This is a genomic window from Mycobacterium sp. shizuoka-1 (assembly GCF_002723835.1).
Classification (GTDB): Bacteria; Actinomycetota; Actinomycetes; order Mycobacteriales; family Mycobacteriaceae; genus Mycobacterium.
In genome coordinates, this window is the sequence record NZ_BEWG01000064.1 from 1 (window position 1) to 17,863 (window position 17,863).

Annotated in this window: 15 protein-coding genes; 4 read left to right on the forward strand and 11 right to left on the reverse strand. The window is 68.6% G+C overall.

Annotation, left to right across the window (positions count from 1 at the left end; translation table 11 throughout):
* Positions 1–993: DUF222 domain-containing protein (locus MSZK_RS18985; RefSeq protein WP_233211393.1), on the reverse strand; the 993-nt coding region annotated here is incomplete at its 3' end.
* A gap of 81 nt (positions 994–1,074) precedes the next feature.
* On the opposite strand from MSZK_RS18985, the gene MSZK_RS18990 reads away from it, so the two are divergent.
* Positions 1,075–1,512: an SRPBCC family protein gene (locus tag MSZK_RS18990; protein ID WP_099250250.1), complete on the forward strand. Its 438-nt coding sequence runs from the start codon at positions 1,075–1,077 to the stop codon at positions 1,510–1,512.
* Here MSZK_RS18990 and MSZK_RS18995 read toward each other — a convergent pair.
* Both MSZK_RS18995 and MSZK_RS19000 read right to left on the reverse strand, forming a co-directional pair.
* Complete coding sequence (locus MSZK_RS18995; protein WP_099250251.1) at positions 1,509–2,411, reverse strand: diacylglycerol kinase; 903 nt, start codon at positions 2,409–2,411, stop codon at positions 1,509–1,511. The genes MSZK_RS18990 and MSZK_RS18995 overlap by 4 nt on opposite strands.
* Positions 2,408–3,985 carry an FAD-binding oxidoreductase gene (locus MSZK_RS19000; RefSeq protein ID WP_099250277.1) on the reverse strand — a complete coding sequence of 526 codons (1,578 nt, stop codon included), beginning with the start codon at positions 3,983–3,985 and terminating at the stop codon, positions 2,408–2,410. The genes MSZK_RS18995 and MSZK_RS19000 overlap by 4 nt, the downstream gene beginning before the upstream one ends.
* A 50-nt stretch (positions 3,986–4,035) precedes the next feature.
* Here MSZK_RS19000 and MSZK_RS19005 point away from each other — a divergent pair, with 50 nt between their 5' ends.
* On the forward strand, positions 4,036–4,617 hold the full coding sequence (locus tag MSZK_RS19005; protein WP_099250252.1) for a TetR/AcrR family transcriptional regulator: 582 nt from the start codon (positions 4,036–4,038) through the stop codon (positions 4,615–4,617).
* A complete protein-coding gene (locus MSZK_RS19010) occupies positions 4,614–6,149 on the forward strand; it encodes a glycerol-3-phosphate dehydrogenase/oxidase (RefSeq protein WP_099250253.1) in 1,536 nt (511 codons plus the stop codon). The genes MSZK_RS19005 and MSZK_RS19010 overlap by 4 nt, the downstream gene beginning before the upstream one ends.
* A gap of 1 nt (position 6,150) precedes the next feature.
* Here MSZK_RS19010 and MSZK_RS19015 read toward each other — a convergent pair whose 3' ends face one another.
* The gene (locus MSZK_RS19015) at positions 6,151–7,233 is read right to left on the reverse strand and encodes an aldo/keto reductase (RefSeq protein WP_099250254.1); all 1,083 of its coding nucleotides are present in this window, start codon (positions 7,231–7,233) and stop codon (positions 6,151–6,153) included.
* A 117-nt stretch (positions 7,234–7,350) separates the two neighbouring features.
* Between MSZK_RS19015 and MSZK_RS19020 the strand changes: the two genes are divergently transcribed.
* The gene (locus MSZK_RS19020; protein ID WP_099250255.1) at positions 7,351–8,235 is read left to right on the forward strand and encodes an AraC family transcriptional regulator; all 885 of its coding nucleotides are present in this window, start codon (positions 7,351–7,353) and stop codon (positions 8,233–8,235) included.
* Here MSZK_RS19020 and MSZK_RS19025 read toward each other — a convergent pair whose 3' ends face one another.
* The 7 genes from MSZK_RS19025 to aceE all read right to left on the reverse strand — a co-directional run bounded on the left by MSZK_RS19025 (position 8,236) and on the right by aceE (position 17,820).
* Positions 8,236–9,657 (reverse strand): acyl-CoA carboxylase subunit beta, encoded by a 1,422-nt coding sequence (locus MSZK_RS19025; protein ID WP_099250256.1) that lies wholly within the window; start codon positions 9,655–9,657, stop codon positions 8,236–8,238. It abuts the gene before it with no gap.
* 43 nt (positions 9,658–9,700) lie between these two features.
* The gene (gene kasB / locus MSZK_RS19030; protein WP_304528959.1) at positions 9,701–10,972 is read right to left on the reverse strand and encodes a 3-oxoacyl-ACP synthase KasB; all 1,272 of its coding nucleotides are present in this window, start codon (positions 10,970–10,972) and stop codon (positions 9,701–9,703) included.
* A gap of 32 nt (positions 10,973–11,004) precedes the next feature.
* Positions 11,005–12,255 (reverse strand): 3-oxoacyl-ACP synthase KasA, encoded by a 1,251-nt coding sequence (gene kasA / locus MSZK_RS19035; RefSeq protein ID WP_099250258.1) that lies wholly within the window; start codon positions 12,253–12,255, stop codon positions 11,005–11,007.
* Complete coding sequence (gene acpM, locus MSZK_RS19040; protein WP_071943413.1) at positions 12,252–12,548, reverse strand: meromycolate extension acyl carrier protein AcpM; 297 nt, start codon at positions 12,546–12,548, stop codon at positions 12,252–12,254. The genes kasA and acpM overlap by 4 nt, the downstream gene beginning before the upstream one ends.
* Positions 12,549–12,623: 75 nt before the next feature.
* A complete protein-coding gene (locus MSZK_RS19045) occupies positions 12,624–13,544 on the reverse strand; it encodes an ACP S-malonyltransferase (RefSeq protein WP_099250259.1) in 921 nt (306 codons plus the stop codon).
* Between the two features lie 151 nt (positions 13,545–13,695).
* A complete protein-coding gene (locus tag MSZK_RS19050) occupies positions 13,696–14,976 on the reverse strand; it encodes a CdaR family transcriptional regulator (protein WP_099250260.1) in 1,281 nt (426 codons plus the stop codon).
* A 54-nt stretch (positions 14,977–15,030) separates the two neighbouring features.
* Positions 15,031–17,820, reverse strand: a complete 2,790-nt coding sequence (aceE, locus tag MSZK_RS19055; RefSeq protein ID WP_099250261.1) for a pyruvate dehydrogenase (acetyl-transferring), homodimeric type — start codon at positions 17,818–17,820, stop codon at positions 15,031–15,033.
* Positions 17,821–17,863 lie beyond the last annotated feature (43 nt).

Genomic DNA, 17,863 nt, shown 5'->3' on the forward strand with positions numbered 1-17,863 from the left:
GGTGAGGTCGCGCATGCGGATGAAGTCGTCCAGGGCGGTGGAGGGCCGGTAGCCGGGTTCGGGTTGGTTGCTGGGGCGGCGTAGTGGTCGGATGGTGGCGCCGGTGGTGATGAGGTTGGTCAGCAGGGGGGCGGGCACGATGCCGCGGGTGCCGGTCAGCACGCCACCGGCGCGGGACTCGCGCACCGGGTCGTCGGTGTCGGCGTCGGTCAGCACGTGCACCACGACGGTGGCCGCGCGGGCGTCGGGTGCGGTGGCGGGGCAGTCGGGGTTGTCGCAGGTGCAGGCCAGGTGCTCGGAGCCGGCGCCCAGGGCGCCTAGGGCGTCGGAGCGGCGTTGGCCGAGGGTGCGGGGATCGTCGTCGCAGACGGCGTGTGCCATGGCGCTCAGGCGTCGGTCGAGGGCGGCGGCGTCGGTGACCAGCAGCGATCCGCGGATGTCGGCGACCCCGCCGTGGGCGTTGGGTAGGTCGAGGACGATATCGCGGTCGCGCAGGCGGGATTGGGTGCGGCGCAGCGCGCCGGGGTCGTAGCGGTCGACCCAGGCGTCGATGGCGCGTTGCAGTTTGAGGGCGGACATCGGTCCCCAGGTGAGCGCGTCGTCGGCGATCGCGCGGTCGAGGACGGCGAGCACGGCGTGGTCTTGGACGAGGTAGGTGCGGTCGACGATGGCCTGGCACACCCGGTAGCTCAGAGCGCCTTCGGTGAACAGGGCGGCGACTCGGGGCAGGCGGTGGCGCAGCGACATCGCCATCAGCATCTCGGCGCTGGCGCGGCCGTGGGTGATGCCCAGGGCTGCGGATACTTCGGCTGCGGCGGCGTCCCAGTCGTCGCAGGCCCAGTGGGCGCGCTCGTCGTCGGGGCAGCGGCGGGCGACGAGTTCGGCGATCGCGGCCAGTCGGCGGGCGGCGGCCTGGGCCTCCTGGCGGGCTGAGTCGGTGATCGCGGCGACTACCGCCGCGTCACCCGATCCACCCAACCCACCGTCGAACACGTGTTCGAGTATGCCACCGGGGTCCGACAGAACTCGCCGAGTCGACGAACCCCTGCGAGTGATCGCGCCTAGCCTGAAGCCATGGTCCAGATCCATGTGGAGAAGACAATCTTCGCGCCGCCCGACCAGGTCTTCGCGTGGCTGGCCGACCCCGCCAACCTCAAGGCCGCACCGCTGATCGTCACGGCCGGCTGGGCGAAGGATTCACCGGCCCCTGCGGGGCTGGGGGCCATGCGGACCGGATTCGCGATCGGACTGTGGTTCCGCGAGGAGATCACTGCCTACGATCCGCCGCACAGCTACAGCTATCTGATCGTGAAATCGGTTCCGGCGTTCGACCACGAAGGTGGCACCCTGACGTTCACCCCGCAGGGCGACGCCACCCACGTCGACTGGGTGAGCTCCTACACTCACCCGGCCCGCGGTGGCGGCAAGGCGACGGAAGCTCTGACCTCGCGACTGCTGCCGTGGAACTTCACCGCCATCCTCGACGGCTGCGCCAGGGCGCTGGAGCGCTAAGCCGATTCCGGAACGATGATCTTCAACGCGCCAGGAACCGCCGAGATCTCGGCCGGCAGCGGGCACACGTAATCACCGTCGGCGTAGGCGTTGATGCCGGGGGAGTCGACGGTGATCGTGCGGGCCCGCTCGGTGCTCACCTCGTCGAGGTTGACGTGCGTGCCCTTGAATACCGTCGGGAACAACCGGATCAGCTTGGTACGGGATGACGAGCGCACCATCGTGACGTCGAGCAGCCCATCGGAATGATTGGCTCCCGGGCAGATCAGCATGCCGCCTCCGTAGCTGCGGGTGTTGCCGAACGCCGCGAGCGTGAGGTCGGTGACGATCTCGCGCTCGCCGTCGAGCACCAGCCGAAACGGCAAGGGGCGCAACTGCGAGATCTCGGCCACCAGGGCGACGTTGTACCGCATCCGGCCGTGCGGCCAGCTCATCCGGTTGACCCGGTCGCTGACCAGTGAGTCGAACCCTGTCGCGGCCACCGTCCCGAACCAGGTGCTGGACCCGTCGGCGCCCTTGATCAAACCGAGGTCGACGGTCTCGGTGTGCCCCGCGGCGATCACGTCGACAGCGGCCACCGGATCGGCGGTCGGCAGCCGGTATTCGCGGGCATGGTCGTTGCCGGTGCCGGCGGGCACGATGCCCAGGGGAATGTCGGTGCGCGCCAACGCCTGCAGGGCCAGCCGGATCACCCCGTCACCACCCACCACGACCAGCGCGTCGGTCGGGCGGGTCAGCGCGTCGTCGACCAGCTCACGGGCGTGGGCGGCGTCGCGGCCGACGATCCCGGTCACGTTGATGCCGAGTTCCTGGAACCGGGCCACCGCCCGCTCGCCGGCGTGCGGCGCGTTGCCGTGACCCGACTTCGGATTCGTCAGGACGGTGACCTGGGAGATCATGGAATCAGCTTGCCCGGGTTCAGGATTCCCGCCGGGTCGACGGCTTGCTTGACCGCCCGCAGCACCTTCACGCCGAGCTCGCCGATCTCCGCACCCAGCCACGGCCGATGGTCCGCCCCGACCGCGTGATGGTGGGTGATCGTGCCACCGGTACGCGAAATGGCATCGGAGGCAGCGACTTTGGCGGCCATCCACTGGGCGGCGACGTCGCCGCGCTGCCCGGCCACCACGGTGAAGTACAGCGAAGCCCCGGTGGGATACACATGCGAAATGTGGCACATCACCAGCGCTGGTGTGCCGCTTTCGGCCAGAGACGAGGTCAGCGCCTCGGTGACCGCGGTCTTCAGCGTCTCCAGGTTGGCCCAGGTGGTTGCCGTCTCCAATGTCTCGCACAGTGCACCCGCGGCCAGCAGCGAGTCCCGCAGATAAGGCGCATCGAAACGGCCGTGCTCCCAGGCCCGGGCCGGCGCCTCACCCAGCGACGTGCCGCCCTGGGCCGCCATGATCGCCCGGGTCTCGGCGTGCCGGCTCTCGGTGTGTGCCGCGCTGCCCTCGAACAACGTCAGCGCCAGGCAGCCGCCGGTGATGCTCTGCTCGCCGATGCTGCCGGTGGTCGCCAGGTTCACGCCGGTCTCGGCCTCGTCGGACAACCGCAGCACGGTGGGTCCGGTGCCGATCTGGGTGACGGCACGCAACGCGGCCGCGCCGGTGGCGAAGTCGGGGAATGACCAGGCCTCATAGCGGGTGGTTTCCGGAACCGGGTGCACCCGGAGCCGAACCCGGGTGATGACGCCGAAGACCCCCTCGGATCCGGAGAACAGTTCGCGCAGATCGGGCCCGGCCGCGGTCTCCGGCGCCCGGCCGAGGTCGAGGACGCCGACCGGAGTGATGACCGTGAGGCCCCGGATCATGTCGTTGAACCGGCCATACCCCGCGGAGTCCTGCCCCGAGGAGCGGGTGGCCGCGTACCCGCCGATGGTGGCGAACCGGAAGCTCTGCGGGAAGTGCCCCAGCGAGAAGCCGCGTTCGCCGAGCAGGCGCTCGGCATCCGGGCCGGTCACGCCGGCGCCGAGCTCGGCCTGCATGGAGATCTCGTCCAGCGAATGCAGGGCGTCGAGCCGACGCAGATCCAGCGAGATCACCGCGGCGAAGTCGCCTCGGATCGGGTCGAGACCGCCGACGACACTGGTGCCGCCGCCGAAGGGAACGACGGCGATCCCGTGCTGCGAGCAGTACCGCAGCACCGTCGCGATCTCGTCCTCATTGCCGGGCAGCAGCACCGCATCCGGGGCATCCTGATGGGATTGCTTGCGGCGCAACAGATCCAGGGTGGACTTGCCGCCGGCGTACAACAGCCGGCCCCGGTCGTCGGTGTGGACGTAGTCGGCGCCGACGAATTCGGCGAGTGCGTCGCGATGGACGTCGGCCAGTGTCGACGGGCGCACCTGCACCTCGTCGATCGACGGTGCGGGAATCTCGCCGGCCGTGACGCCGAGCGCCTGCTCGAGCAGGGCCCGGATGCCGTCGGAGAGGGGCTTGGCGGCCTCGGGGTCACCCCAGGCATTCCAGGCCATCGGGGGAAACAGGGTGCGGGCGTCGTCGCTCATGCGTTACAGTATTACAGATGCTGTCAATCAGTAACGATGAATCGGTGGACATCGGCGACCGGATCATGGCCGCCGCGGCCAGCTGTGTCCGCGACTTCGGCGTCGAGCGGGTCACGCTGGCCGAGATCGCGCGGCGCGCGGGCGTGAGCCGGCCCACGGTGTATCGCCGCTGGCCGGACACGCCGGCGATCCTGGCCGCGCTGCTCACCGACCGGATCACCGGCACCTGGCGTGCGGTTCCCGCGGCCGGACCGGGTCGCGCCGCCCTCGTCGACCGGATCGTCGAGGTCGCCCGCCGCCTACGCGACGACGACCTCATCACCTCGGTGCTGCGCTCAGCCCCCGAGCTGGCCATGGTTTACATCGCCGGACGCCTCGGCACCAGCCAGCAGATCCTGATCGATCTGTTCGTCGACGCACTGCGGGCCGCCCAGGCCGACGGCAGTGTGCGCGCCGGCGACGTCCGCCAGATGTCCGCGATGGTTCTGCTCATCGGACAGTCGGCGATCCAGTCCGCCCAAGCCGTCGAACCCATCCTCGACGGCGACGCCCTGAGCGCCGAACTGGCGCATGCCCTGAACGGATACCTCGCCCCATGAGTGACCTCACCGCGCTGAACGCCGCCCGGCGGACCACCGACCTCGCCGACCTCGGCGACGACGGCCGTGTCGACGTCGTCGTCATCGGCGGCGGTATCACCGGCACCGGCATCGCCCTGGACGCCGCCAGCCGCGGCCTGTCGGTGCTGCTGGTGGAAAAGCACGACCTGGCCTTCGGCACCAGCCGATGGAGTTCCAAACTCGTCCACGGCGGCCTGCGCTATCTGGCCACCGGCAACGTCGGCATCGCACGCCGCAGCGCCGTCGAACGCGGCATCCTGATGACCCGCAACGCCCCCCATCTGGTGCACGCGATGGCGCAGTTGGTGCCGTTGCTGCCGTCGATGAGCCGGGCCCAACGAGCGCTGGTGCGAACCGGTTTCGTCGCCGGCGATGCGCTGCGGATCCTGGCCGGCACCAAGGCGTCGACCCTGCCCCGATCACGGCGGATCGGCGTGCCCCAGGCCGTGGCGATGGCACCGACGGTGCGTCGTGAGGGTCTCGACGGCGGCCTGCTGGCCTACGACGGTCAGCTGATCGACGACGCCAGGCTGGTGGTCGCCGTCGCGCGCACCGCCGCCCAGCACGGCGCGCGCATCCTGACCCGGGTGTCCGCGCAGTCCGCGACCGGGACCTCGGTCCGGCTGCTCGACGAACTCACCGGCGAGACACTGGACGTCGCCGCCCGGGTGGTGATCAACGCGACCGGGGTGTGGGCCGGAGCGGTGGATCCCGCGATCAAGCTGCGCCCCAGCCGAGGCACCCACCTGGTGTTCGATGCCGCGTCCTTCGGCAATCCCACTGCGGCGCTGACCATTCCGATTCCAGGCGAGGTCAACCGGTTCGTGTTCGCGATGCCCGAACAGCTCGGCCGCGTCTATCTCGGGCTCACCGACGAGGATGCCCCGGGTCCGATTCCCGATGTGCCCGAACCGACTTCGGCCGAGACGAGCTTTCTGCTGGACACCGTCAACACCGCGCTCGGCACCGCGCTGGGCCGCGGCGACATCAGGGGCGCCTACGCGGGCCTGCGTCCGCTGATCGACACCGGCACCGGCCGGACGTCGGACCTGTCCCGAGAGCATGCCGTCATCGAATCGGAGTCCGGGGTGTTCAGCATCGTCGGCGGCAAGCTCACCGAATACCGGCACATGGCGCAAGACGCCCTCGACCGCGCGCTGGCCGCCCGGGCGATCACCGCCCAGCCGTGTCGGACCCGCAATCTGCCGCTGGTCGGCGCGCCCGCCAATCCGGTGGCGACGCTGCGGACGACGAGCGAGCTGCCCGGTTCCCTGGTCGCCCGCTACGGCGCCGAATCGCCGAACGTGATCGCCTCGGCCCGCTGCGACCGGCCGACCGATCCGGTGGCCGACGGCATCGACGTCACCCGCGCGGAATTCGAGTTCGCGGTCACCCACGAGGGTGCGCTGACCGCCGACGACATCGTGGATCGGCGTACGCGGATCGGCTTGGTCGAGACCGACCGGGACCGGGTGCTGGCGGTGGCCGGCGACCTACTGGCCCGCGCCTGACTCAGTAGCGGACCGCGCTTTGCAGAAGCGGGGGATAGACCGTGGACGGCTCACCGTCCACGGTGGTGCCGGCGAACTGCAGCATCGAGCGGGTGGTTCCGTTCACGTCGGCCGGATAGTTCAGCGTCGGGGCCGACACATCGTCGAGCACCCGCAGTGCTTCGGCCGGGAGTGTGACGTCCGCGGCGGCGAGGTTGTCCTCGAGGTGGGCGATGCGCCGCGCCCCCAGGATCGGCACGACCGTGCCCTCGCGCTCCCGCAGCCACGCCAACGCGACCGCGGCCGGCGTGGTGCCGACCTCGTCGGCGATCGCGGTGACGGCGTCGATGACCAGGAACTCCTCGTCGCTGGGGCCTCCGACGTAGCCGGCGCGCACCGAGTCGTCGACGGCGCCGCCACGACGGTATTTGCCGGACAGGAACCCGTTCTTCAGCGGGCTCCAGGGGACCAGCGCCATGCCCTGGTCGAGTGCCAGTGGCGCCAGCTCGCCCTCGACGGTGCGCGACAACAGCGAATACTCGACCTGCAGTGCGACCAGTGGCGTCCAGCCGCGCAACACGGCCATGGTCTGCGCCTGGGCGGTCACCCAAGCCGGCGTGTTCGAGAACCCGATGTAGCGGATGGTGCCCGCGCGCACCAGGTCGTCGAGGGTGCGCAGGGTCTCGTCGATGGGCGTGTTGCGGTCCCAGTTGTGCAGCCAGTAGACGTCCAGATAGTCGGTCTGCAAGCGGCGCAACGTGTCTCGCAGCTGGCCGAGGATCGCGCTGCGGCCGGCGCCGCCGCCGTTGGGATCGCCGGGGTGCAGGTTGGCGAAGAACTTCGACGCCAGCACCACCCGGTCGCGCCGGCCGGGCCGGGCGGCGAACCAGTCGCCGAGGATCTTCTCGGAGTGGCCGTTGGTGTAGAAGTTGGCGGTGTCGACGAAATTGCCGCCGCGGTCCAGGTAGGTGTCGAGGATCCGCTCGGACTCCTCGACGCTGGACCCGGCACCGCCGGCGTCTTCGCCGAACGTCATCGCGCCCAGGGCGAACGGACTGACCCGCAGGCCGGAGCGGCCCAGGGTGAGGTAGTGATCGAGTGGCATGAATCGCTCCTTTGGAGTGGTATTTGATATACCCATCCAAGGCGAATGACGAGTTCAACGGTAGAACAATGCTAGCTACCTCTTGCACAATCCGATCATTCTTGGTGGGATCGGTCTATGGATTCGCGGCATCGGCAGTTGGCCGAACTGGGTGGACTGATTGCCGCGCACGCCCGACCCGATATGCAGACATCGATCGACGGTCTGATGCTGTCGAAGGAGGTGGCCTCTGGGGTCCCCGATTACTCGCTGACCGAACCGCTCGTCGTGGTGATGGCCCAGGGTGGCAAGCGGCTCCAACTCGGAGACGATTGCTACGAGTACCGGGCGGGGCAGTGCCTCGTCGTGACGGCGGACCTGCCTGTCACGGGCCATTTCATCGACTGCGGCGACGGGCTGCCGTCGCTGGGCATGGCGCTGGCGCTTCGACCGGCCGTGGTGGCCGAGCTGATGCTGCAGGCGCCTGGCGTGCGGACGACGCGGGGCGAGGGGAGTGCGGCGATGTTCACCACCGAGGCCGACGCCGATGTGCTCGACGCGGTGATCCGGTTGGTACGGCTGCTCGACACGCCCTCAGATGCAGTGATTCTGGCACCGCTGATCGAACGCGAGATCGTCTGGCGGTTACTGGCCGGACCGCACGGCGACACGGTGCGGCAGATCGGTAGGACAGATAGCAATCTGTCCTATGTCAGTCGGGCCATCGGCTGGATACGGCAGAACTATGCCGAGCCGATGCGCATCGAGGAGCTGGCCCAGGTGGCGGGCATGAGTCCGTCGACGTTCCACCGGCACTTCCGGACCGTGACAGCGATGAGCCCCTTGCAGTTTCAGAAACGCATCCGACTGCAGGAGGCGCGTTCGATGCTGATCACCGCTCCCGGCGACATCGCGGGGGTGGGGCATCGCGTCGGCTATGACAGCCCGTCGCAATTCACCCGCGAGTACCGGCGCCTTTTCGGCGTTCCGCCCGGGCTCGACGCCCAGCGCTTGCGCGCGTAATTACAGCGGGATGTTCTTGTGCCGTCCGCGCCGGGCCGGCGCCTCGGCGAGCGCCTGCGTCAGCTTGCTGCGGGTATGCGCCGGGTCGATCTTCTCGTCGACCACGCCGATCTCGACCGCACTGTCCACACCGCCGGCGATCCGCTCGTGCTCGGCGGCCAGCTCCTCGTGCAGCGCGTCGCGCTCGTGATCGGCAGCGGCGGCCAGCTTCTTCTTGTGCAGGATGCCCACGGCAGCCTTGGCGCCCATCACCGCGACCTCGGCGTCCGGCCACGCGAACACCTTGGTGGCGCCCAGTGACCGCGAGTTCATCGCGATGTAAGCCCCGCCGTAGATCTTTCGGGTGACCAGCGTGACCCGCGGCACCGTCGCCTCACCGAAGGCGTGCAGCAGCTTGGCGCCGCGGCGCACGACCCCGCCCCACTCCTGGTCGACACCGGGCAGATAGCCGGGCACGTCGACCACGACCACCAGCGGGATGCCGAAGGCATCGCACAGCCGCACGAAACGTGCGGATTTCTCCGCGCTTTCGGAGTTCAGGCAGCCGCCCAGGCGCAGCGGATTGTTGGCGATCACCCCGACGGTGCGCCCGGACAACCGGCCCAGGCCGACCACGATCGACGGCGCCCACTTGCCCTGGAACTCTTCGAACGGGGTGTCCGCATCGAGCAGCGCCTCGACCAGCGGGTGCACGTCGTACGCGCGGCGGGCCGATTCCGGCAGCAGCGCGTGCAGGTCGGAGTCCCCGGCCTCGGCCTTGCTGCGGTCGAAATGACCCTGCTGGGAGAACAATCCGACCAGCCGGCGGCCGCGCTCGTAGGCGTCGAGTTCGGAGTCGGCGACGATGTGGCACACGCCGGACTTCTTGTGGTGGGTGTCGGGGCCGCCGAGGGAGGCCATGTCGACGTCCTCGCCGGTCACGCTGCGCACCACGTCGGGGCCGGTGACGAAGACCCGGCCCTCCTGGGCCATGATCACGATGTCGGTCAGGGCAGGCCCGTAGGCGGCGCCGCCGGCGGCGAAGCCGACCACGACCGAGATCTGCGGGATGTAACCCGACGCGCGGATCATGGCCTCGAAGACCAGGCCCACGGCGTGCAGCGCACGCACACCCTCGGCCAGCCGCGCGCCGCCGGAGTGCCAGATGCCCACGATCGGGCTCTGCTCCTCGATGGCGGTGTCGTAGGCGTCGACGATGTGCTGACAGCCCTCCACGCCCATGGCGCCGCCCATGACGGTGCCGTCGGTGCAGAAGGCGATGGTGCGCACGCCGTTGACGGTCCCAGCGGCGGCCAGCACACCGGACTTGTCCCGCTCGTGCAGCAGCTGCACGCTGCCGTCATCGAAGAACGTGGACAGTCGCAGCAGCGGGTCACGAGGGTCGAGCGATTCGCCGACAGTCTCAGGGGCGATAGCAGTCATCTAAACCTCCATTGTGTGCACGGGCACCGGAATCGCTTCGGGTTCAGTACTTTCCGAAGGCGATCGCCACGTTGTGACCACCGAATCCGAACGAGTTGTTGATCGCGTACTGGTAGTTGCCTGGCCGGGGTTCGCCGGCCACCACGTCCAGATCGATCTCCGGATCGAGGTTGCGCAGGTTGAGCGTGGGCGGCACGACGCCGTCCCGCAGCGCCAACACGGTGAGGATCGACTCCACCGCGCCGACGGCACCCACCGAGTGGCCCAGCGCCGATTTGGGCGCATAGACCGCCGGCCGATGAGTGCCGAGCGCATTGTTGATCGCCTTACCCTCGGCGACGTCACCGACCTGGGTACCGGTCGCGTGAGCATTGATGTGATCGATGTCGCCGGGCGCCAGACCCGCGAGCTCGATCGCGCGGGTGATTGCGTGGCCTGCCTGCTCACCGTTGGGGTCGGGAGCCACGATGTGGTACCCGTCCGAGGTGATGCCGGCTCCCATGATGCGCGCCAGGATGGTGGCCCCGCGAGCCTTGGCGTGCTCCTCGGTCTCGATGACCATCAGCGCACCGCCCTCGCCGAAGACGAACCCGTTACGGTCCTTGTCGAACGGCCTGCAGGCGCCGGGCGGGTCATCGTTGGTGGTGGACAAGACAATTCGCATCTGTGCGAAGCCTGCGATCGGCACCGCCTCGATCTTGGTCTCGACGCCACCACACACCGCGATGTCGGCTTCGCCGAGGACGATCTGGCGCCACGCCTGGGCGATGGCCTCCGAACCCGAGGCGCAAGCCGAGACCGGGGTGATGACCCCGGCCTTCGCCTTGAGCTCGAGTCCGACGGCCGCCGCCGCGGCGTTGGGCATGTACATCTGCACTGCCAGCGGCGAGACCGCTCGCAGCCCCTTGGCGCGCATTCCGTCGTAGGCGTACACCAATTCCTCGGTGGAGCCCATTCCGGTGCCCAGCGACACCATCAGCCGCTTGGCATCGACCTCCGGTGAGCCGGCGTTTTGCCAGACCCGCCGGGACAGCACGGTGGACATCTTCTGCAAGTACGACAGCCGTCGAAGTTCGACCCGGGTCAGCTCACCGTCGAAGGTCTCCACGAGGTGTCCGCCGATGCGGACCGGCAAGTCGTACTTCTCGACGAACTCGTCGTCGAGAAGACGAATGCCGCTCTGCCCGTCCAACAGCCGTTTCCAGGTGCTGTCGGCATCGGATGCCAGGGCGGTCGTCATCGCAACTCCGGTGACGACCACGTTGGGGAAGCCGTTCCCCGTTGACAGACGCGTCAAACGTGTCAACCCTGCCATTGCTTCTTGCTTGTCCTTTCCCCCCGGAACGGTCAGTAGCGTCCGAACGCCAGCGCTACGTTGTGCCCTCCAAATCCGAAGGAGTTGTTGATCGCGTACTGGTAGTCGCCGTACCGGGGTTCACCCGCCACGACATCCAGGTCGATCTCCGGATCCGGTGTCTCGTAGTTCAGTGTGGGCGGGATGACACCGTCGCGCAGGGTCAGCACCGTGAGGATCGACTCCAGCGCACCGACCGCACCGATCGAGTGACCCAGCGCCGACTTCGGTGCGTACACCGCGGCGTGCTCCACTCCGGCGACCCGGATGGCGTTGGCCTCGGCGGTGTCACCGATCGACGTCGACGTGGCGTGGGCGTTGACGTGCTGAATGTCCTTGGCGGACAAGCCGGCCGTCTCCATCGCACGCTTCATCGCGTGACCGGCCCGCAGACCGTCGGCCGCGGGAGCCACCATGTGGAAGGCGTCCGACGTGATGCCGGCACCCATCAGGCGGGCCAGCGGCTTGGCGCCACGGGCCAGGGCGTGCTCCTCGGTCTCGATGATCATCATCGCGCCGGCCTCGCCGAACACGAATCCATCGCGGTCCTTGTCGAACGGACGCGATGCGCCCTCCGGATCGTCGTTGCGGGTGGACATCGCGCGCATCATCGAGAACGCCGCGATCGGCAGCGCCTCGATCCCGCCTTCGACGCCGCCGCAGACGGCGAAGTCCGCGTCACCCATGACGATCTGGCGCCACGCGTGGGCGATGGCCTCCGAACCCGACGAACAGGCCGAGACCGGGGTGATGACCCCGGCGCGGGCGCCGAGCTCGAGCCCGACGACCGCGGCGGCACCGTTCGGCATGATCATCTGAACGGCGAGCGGCGAGACCTTGCGGGGGCCGCCCTCGTTCATCAGGTCGTAGGTTTCGACGATCTTCTCGCCGCCACCCAGACCGGTACCGATGACCACCGAGAAGCGGTCCGGGTCGACCTCGGGCTTGCCCGCGGACTCCCACAGGTGCGCGCTGACGAACTTCGCCATCCGCTGGACGTAGGACATCCGGCGGAAGTCCAGCCGACCCATGTGGTCGTCGACCGGATCCTTCAGGTGTCCACCGATGCGAACCGGCAGATCCCACTTGGTGACGAAGTCGTCCTCGAGAACGCGAATGCCGCTCTCCCCGGCCAACAAACCCTTCCACGTGCTCTCAATGTCGCCCGCAATCGAGGTTGTCGCGGTGACAGCGGTCACCACGACGCTGGGGAAACCGCCGTTAGCAGTGGAAGGTCTGGTCATTCCGCTGCGAACTTCTCGCGCAGGGCGGCAGCAGCCTCGGGGTTCTCTTCCTCGAGCTTCTGGATGTAGGAGACGACGTCACCCACGGTGCGCAGGCCGGCGAGGTCCTCGTCGGGGATCTTCACGCCGTACTTGTCCTCGGTCTGCACCGCGATCTCGACCATCGACAGCGAGTCGATGTCCAGGTCGTCGACGAACGACTTCTCCGGGGTGACCTCGGACGGCTCGATGCCGGTGACTTCCTCGATGATCTCGGCGAGACCGGCGATGATTTCTTCCTGAGAGGCGGGCACAGTGGCTCCTTCGTAATTGGTTGTGTTACTGGGTGTTACGTGTGATATGTGGTTGTCCTGGCGGGACGTCGCCGATCAGAGCTCGGCGAGTCCATCCAGATCTGCGGGGGTCTTGATCGCACGGTTGGCGACTCCCCGAAGTTCTCGTTTGGCGATTCCGGCCAGAGTGCCCGCGGGCGGGAACTCGACGATCGCGCTGCCCTCTGTGTTCTCAAAGAGCGTCCGCATGGTCTCGGTGCACAGATCCCAGCGCACCGGGCGGGTCAATTGGGCGACGAGCTTCTCCATCGCGTCCGCCGCAGAAGATACCGGCCGGCCGTCGGCGTTGCTCAGCAGCGTGGTGGTCGGCTCGCTCGTGGACACCTCGGCGGCCGCCCGGGAGTACCCGTCGAGCGCGGAGGCCATGTAGCGGGTGTGGAAGGCGCCTGCGGTGGCCAGCGGACGGACCCGGGCCTTGGCCGGCGGGTCTTCGGCCAGCTTCTCCAGCGCCGCGACCGCTCCGGCGGCCACGATCTGGCCGGCGGCATTGCGGTTGGCGGGGATCAGGTCCAAAGCGTCCAGGCGGGCGAGCACCTCGGTCTCGTCGCCGCCCAGGATCGCCGACATGCCGGTCGGCTCGACGGCGCAGGCCTTGGCCATCTCGGCGCCGCGGACGGCGGCCAGTTTCACCGCGTCGTCGGCGGAGATGACGCCGGCGATGGCATAGGCGGCGATCTCGCCGACCGAGTGGCCGGCCACGACGGTCTTCCTGTCGGCGAGCAGGCCGCGCTTGACCAGTTCGGCGTTGGCCAGCAGGGTGGCCGCCACCACCAGCGGCTGGGTGACCGCGGTGTCGGTGATCTCGTCAGCGGTCGCGGTGGTGCCCAACCGGGCCAGGTCCAGGCCGGCGATCGCGGACCAGGTCGCGATCTGCTCAGCGGCGCCGGGCAGCTCCAGCCATTCGGCGAGCATGCCGGGCGTCTGCGAGCCCTGGCCAGGAGCCAGCACGGCGATCACGGGTTGAGAGGACACTCATTAAGAAAACATTGTGAAACGGGATTTGCACGGTGTAAGAGATTATGAACCTTGTCTTAGGTTTTTGTGGAGTCTCCACAAAAGTGCATGTGATGCGACTTCATCGATACCGTGCCGCAATCTGGTAGCGGGCCTAATTGACCCCCGCGGTACCGGTCAGTGGCGGTGTGAGCTGGGCAACAGAACCGTTTGCCGTGGTATTGCCCGGCGCAGGGTAGCCGAGCCGGGCCACGGTCGAGGCCACCCGCAGCACGTAGGCGTCGCGGGGCAGGGTGGCATCGCGGCCGGTGAAGTCGGCGATCCGCCGCAGTCGGTAGCGGACCGTATTTGGATGAACGAACAATTTCCTGGCGCAAGCTTCGATGGCGCCACCGCTGTCGAGGTAGGCGTCCAGGGTCTCGGTGAGCGCCGGCCCGGCGTCGGCGAGCGGTCGCATGATCTCGGTGTGCAGCGCGGTGATCGCCGAGGTGTCGCCCAGAAGTGCGCGCTCGGGCAACAACTCTCGGGCCAGCACGGGCCGCGGGGCGCCGGTCCAGCCGACGACGGCGTTCATCCCCGAGATCGCCTCGGTGGCGCTGTGGTGGGCCGCGGTCAGCATCGGTGCGGTCGGCCCGATCACGACGGGACTGTCGGCGAAGGCGTTGATCAGGTCGTTGAAGAACTTGTCGGTGGGGGCGAGCGGGCCGGAGATGATGCCGATGAGCCAGGTGCCGTGCACGTCGGCCAGCGCTGAGCGGCCGTGCCGGGTGGCGATCTCGCGGACGTCCTCGCCGGCAAGATCCTCCCGGCCCTCCGGCGGGGTGCCGACGACGACGGTGGCCGGGGCGGTGGTGTCCCAGTTCAGCGCCGCCGCGCGGGACAGCAGCTCCGGGCCGGTGTCACCGCGCACGACCGCATCGACGACGCTGGCCTCGATGCGGCTGTCCCAGGATCCGCGCGCCTCGGCGGCGTCGGCATAGGAGGACGCCGCGGCGAACGCCAGGTCGCGGCTGTAGCGCAGGATGCCGACCGACAGCGCGACGCGCTGCTCCTCGTTGCGGCCCAGGGCGGGCACGGCCGCCTCGAAGTACTCCATGCTCACGCGCACCATGTCGACGGTCTGCGCCAGCGCGATGCGGCGGGTCAGCTCCTGAGGCACCAGCGCGAACGCCTCGGCCGTGTAGCCGACGTTGCTGAGCGGGTTGCGCACCCATTCGGCGAAGTTGACCACCGCGGTCTGCAGCACGAGTTGGACGCTGGCCCGCTGGGAGGCCTCCAGCTCGCCGAAGAACGGCAGTCGTTCGTGCATGGCCTGCACCGCCTGGGTGGCCAGCCGGCCCGAGTGCTGTTTGAGTCGGCGCAGTGTCGATTCCGGAACGTTGTCGAGCAGCTCCAGCGGAGAGCGCGCCGAATCGGGGGGAGCGTTGTCACTCACCCCTAAAAGCTACGCCCGTTTTTGGATGATCTCGCCAAAACGCCGTCGCAGACCCTAGGCGACGCCAGGGTCCGACGTCTGCTCGGGTGCGGCCATCACGTCGTCGATCTGGTACTCCCGGGCCGCCGCGATCGCCACCGACGGGTCGATCTCGCCGTCGCGGGCCAGCGCCTCGAGCACCGCGACCACCACCGACTCGGCGTCGGTGTTGAAGTAGCGCCGCGCCGCGGGCCGGGTGTCGGAGAAGCCGAACCCGTCGGTGCCCAGCGTGACGTAGGTGTTGGGCACCCACGGGCGGATCTGCTCGGGCACCGCGCGCATCCAGTCCGAGACCGCGACGGCCGGGCCCGCGGTGTTGGCGAGCGCCTGCGTCACATACGGCGTCCGGGCCGGCCGGTCGGGGTGGCGCAGTAGTTCCTTCTCCACCTCGACGCCGTCGCGGTTGAGCTCTCCCCAGCTGGTCACCGACCAGACGTCGGCGGCCACGTCCCAGCGCTCGGCCAGCAGGTCGGCGGCCCGCAGGGCCTCGGGCATCGCCACGCCCGAGGCCAGGATCTGCGCGACGTTGGTCCGCTTCTGGCCGGCCGCCCGATACCGGTACATGCCCCGCAGCAGGCCTTCGGGGTCGAAGCCCTCCGGTTCGGCCGGCTGGACGTAGGGCTCGTTGTAGATCGTGATGTAGAAGTAGACGTTCTCCGGGTCCTCGCCGTACATCCGCGACAGTCCGCTTTCCACGATGTAGGCGATCTCGTAGGCGAACGCCGGGTCGTAGGCCACCACTGCGGGGTTGGTCGAGGCCAGCAGCAGGGAATGCCCGTCGGCGTGCTGCAAGCCCTCGCCGGTCAGCGTGGTGCGGCCGGCCGTGGCACCGAGTACGAAGCCACGGGCCATCTGGTCGGCGGCCGCCCACAAGCCGTCGCCGGTGCGCTGGAACCCGAACATCGAATAGAAGATGTAGATCGGGATCATCGGCTCGTTGTGCGTCGAGTACGAGGTGCCCACCGCGGTGAACGACGCGGTCGAGCCGGCCTCGTTGATGCCCTCGTGCAGGATCTGGCCGACTTCGCTCTCCTTGTAGGCCAGCATCAGTTCGGCGTCCACGGCGGTGTAGAGCTGGCCGTTGCGGTTGTAGATCTTCAGGCTCGGGAACCACGAGTCCATGCCGAAGGTGCGTGCCTCGTCGGGGATGATCGGCACGATCCGGTGCCCGATGTTCTTGTCCCGCAACAGTTCCTTGAACGTGCGGACCATCGCCATGGTGGTCGCCACGTGCTGCTGGCCGGAGCCCTTCTTCAGCGGCTTGTACACGTCGCGGGGCGGCAGTGTCAGCGCCTTGGACTTGGTGCGCCGCTCGGGCAGGAAGCCGCCGAGCGCGCGGCGCCGGTCGATCAGGTAGCGGATCTCGGGTGCCTCCGGACCGGGGTGGTAGTACGGCGGCAGGTACGGATTCTCTTCGAGCTGGGCGTCGGACACCGGGATCCGGATGGCGTCGCGGAAGTCCTTGAGGTCTTGCAGTGCAAGCTTTTTCATCTGGTGGGTGGCGTTGCGGCCCTGGAAGTGGGCGCCGAGGGAGTACCCCTTGATGGTCTTGGCCAGGATCACCGTCGGCTGGCCCTTGTGCTCCATCGCCGCGCGGTAGGCGGCATACACCTTGCGGTAGTCGTGGCCGCCGCGCTTGAGGTTCCAGATCTCGGCGTCGGACATGTTGGCCACCAGCGCCTTGGTGCGCGGATCACGGCCGAAGAAGTGGTCGCGCACGTAGGCGCCGTCGTTGGCCTTGTAGGTCTGGAAGTCGCCGTCGGGGGTGGTGTTCATCAGGTTCACCAGCGCGCCGTCCTTGTCGGCGTGCAGCAGGGCGTCCCATTCGCGGCCCCACACCACCTTGATGACGTTCCAGCCCGCGCCGCGGAAGAAGGACTCCAGTTCCTGGATGATCTTGCCGTTGCCACGCACCGGGCCGTCGAGGCGCTGCAGGTTGCAGTTGATCACAAAGGTCAGGTTGTCCAGCGCCTCGTTGGCGGCCACCTGGATCAGCCCGCGGCTTTCCGGCTCGTCCATCTCGCCGTCGCCGAGGAACGCCCAGACGTGCTGATCGGAGGTGTCCTTGAGGCCGCGGTCGTGCAGGTAGTGGTTGAACCGGGCCTGATAGATCGCGTTCATCGGGCCCAGGCCCATCGACACCGTCGGGAATTCCCAGAAATCGGGCATCAGCCGCGGGTGCGGGTAGGACGGCAGGCCGCCGCCGGGATGGCTGTGCTCCTGGCGGAAGCCGTCCAGCTGGTCGGCGGTCAGCCGGCCCTCGAGGAACGCGCGGGCGTAGATGCCCGGGGAGGCGTGGCCCTGGATGAAGACCTGGTCACCGCCACCCGGGTGGGCCTTGCCGCGGAAGAAGTGGTTGAAGCCGACCTCGTACATCGCGGCCGAGGAGGCGTAGGTGGAGATGTGGCCGCCGACGCCGACGCCGGGGCGTTGCGCGCGGTGCACCATGATCGCGGCGTTCCACCTGATCCAGGCGCGGTAGCGGCGCTCGACGTCCTCGTCACCGGGGAACCAGGGCTCCAGTTCGGTGGGGATGGTGTTGACGTAGTCGGTCGAAGTCAGTGCCGGGATCGCGACGCGCTGCTCGCCGGCGCGCTCCAGCAGGCGCAGCATCAGGTAGCGCGCCCGGGCCGGGCCTGAGCGGGCCAAAAGTTCGTCGAACGACTCCAGCCACTCCGCGGTCTCGTCGGCGTCGATATCGGGCAGATACGACGCCACTCCTTCGCGGATCACCCGTACTCGATCGGAATCACTTGGGCTGCTTGAGTTTTGGGCCAGATCGTGGCGCGCGAACTCGGTGGTCAACTTCAGCTCCTTAGTAGCTGGTGCAGGTTTTGCACCATCTGCC

Excerpts from the sequence above, each read along its gene's own strand:
- MSZK_RS18990 (WP_099250250.1), top strand. The coding sequence starts at position 1,075 with ATGGTCCAGATCCATGTGGAGAAGACAATCTTCGCGCCGCCCGACCAG.
- MSZK_RS18995 (WP_099250251.1), bottom strand. The coding sequence starts at position 2,411 with ATGATCTCCCAGGTCACCGTCCTGACGAATCCGAAGTCGGGTCACGGC.
- MSZK_RS19000 (WP_099250277.1), bottom strand. The coding sequence starts at position 3,985 with ATGGCCTGGAATGCCTGGGGTGACCCCGAGGCCGCCAAGCCCCTCTCC.
- MSZK_RS19005 (WP_099250252.1), top strand. The coding sequence starts at position 4,036 with ATGCTGTCAATCAGTAACGATGAATCGGTGGACATCGGCGACCGGATC.
- MSZK_RS19010 (WP_099250253.1), top strand. The coding sequence starts at position 4,614 with ATGAGTGACCTCACCGCGCTGAACGCCGCCCGGCGGACCACCGACCTC.
- MSZK_RS19015 (WP_099250254.1), bottom strand. The coding sequence starts at position 7,233 with ATGCCACTCGATCACTACCTCACCCTGGGCCGCTCCGGCCTGCGGGTC.
- MSZK_RS19020 (WP_099250255.1), top strand. The coding sequence starts at position 7,351 with ATGGATTCGCGGCATCGGCAGTTGGCCGAACTGGGTGGACTGATTGCC.
- MSZK_RS19025 (WP_099250256.1), bottom strand. The coding sequence starts at position 9,657 with ATGACTGCTATCGCCCCTGAGACTGTCGGCGAATCGCTCGACCCTCGT.
- kasB (WP_304528959.1), bottom strand. The coding sequence starts at position 10,972 with ATGGCAGGGTTGACACGTTTGACGCGTCTGTCAACGGGGAACGGCTTC.
- kasA (WP_099250258.1), bottom strand. The coding sequence starts at position 12,255 with ATGACCAGACCTTCCACTGCTAACGGCGGTTTCCCCAGCGTCGTGGTG.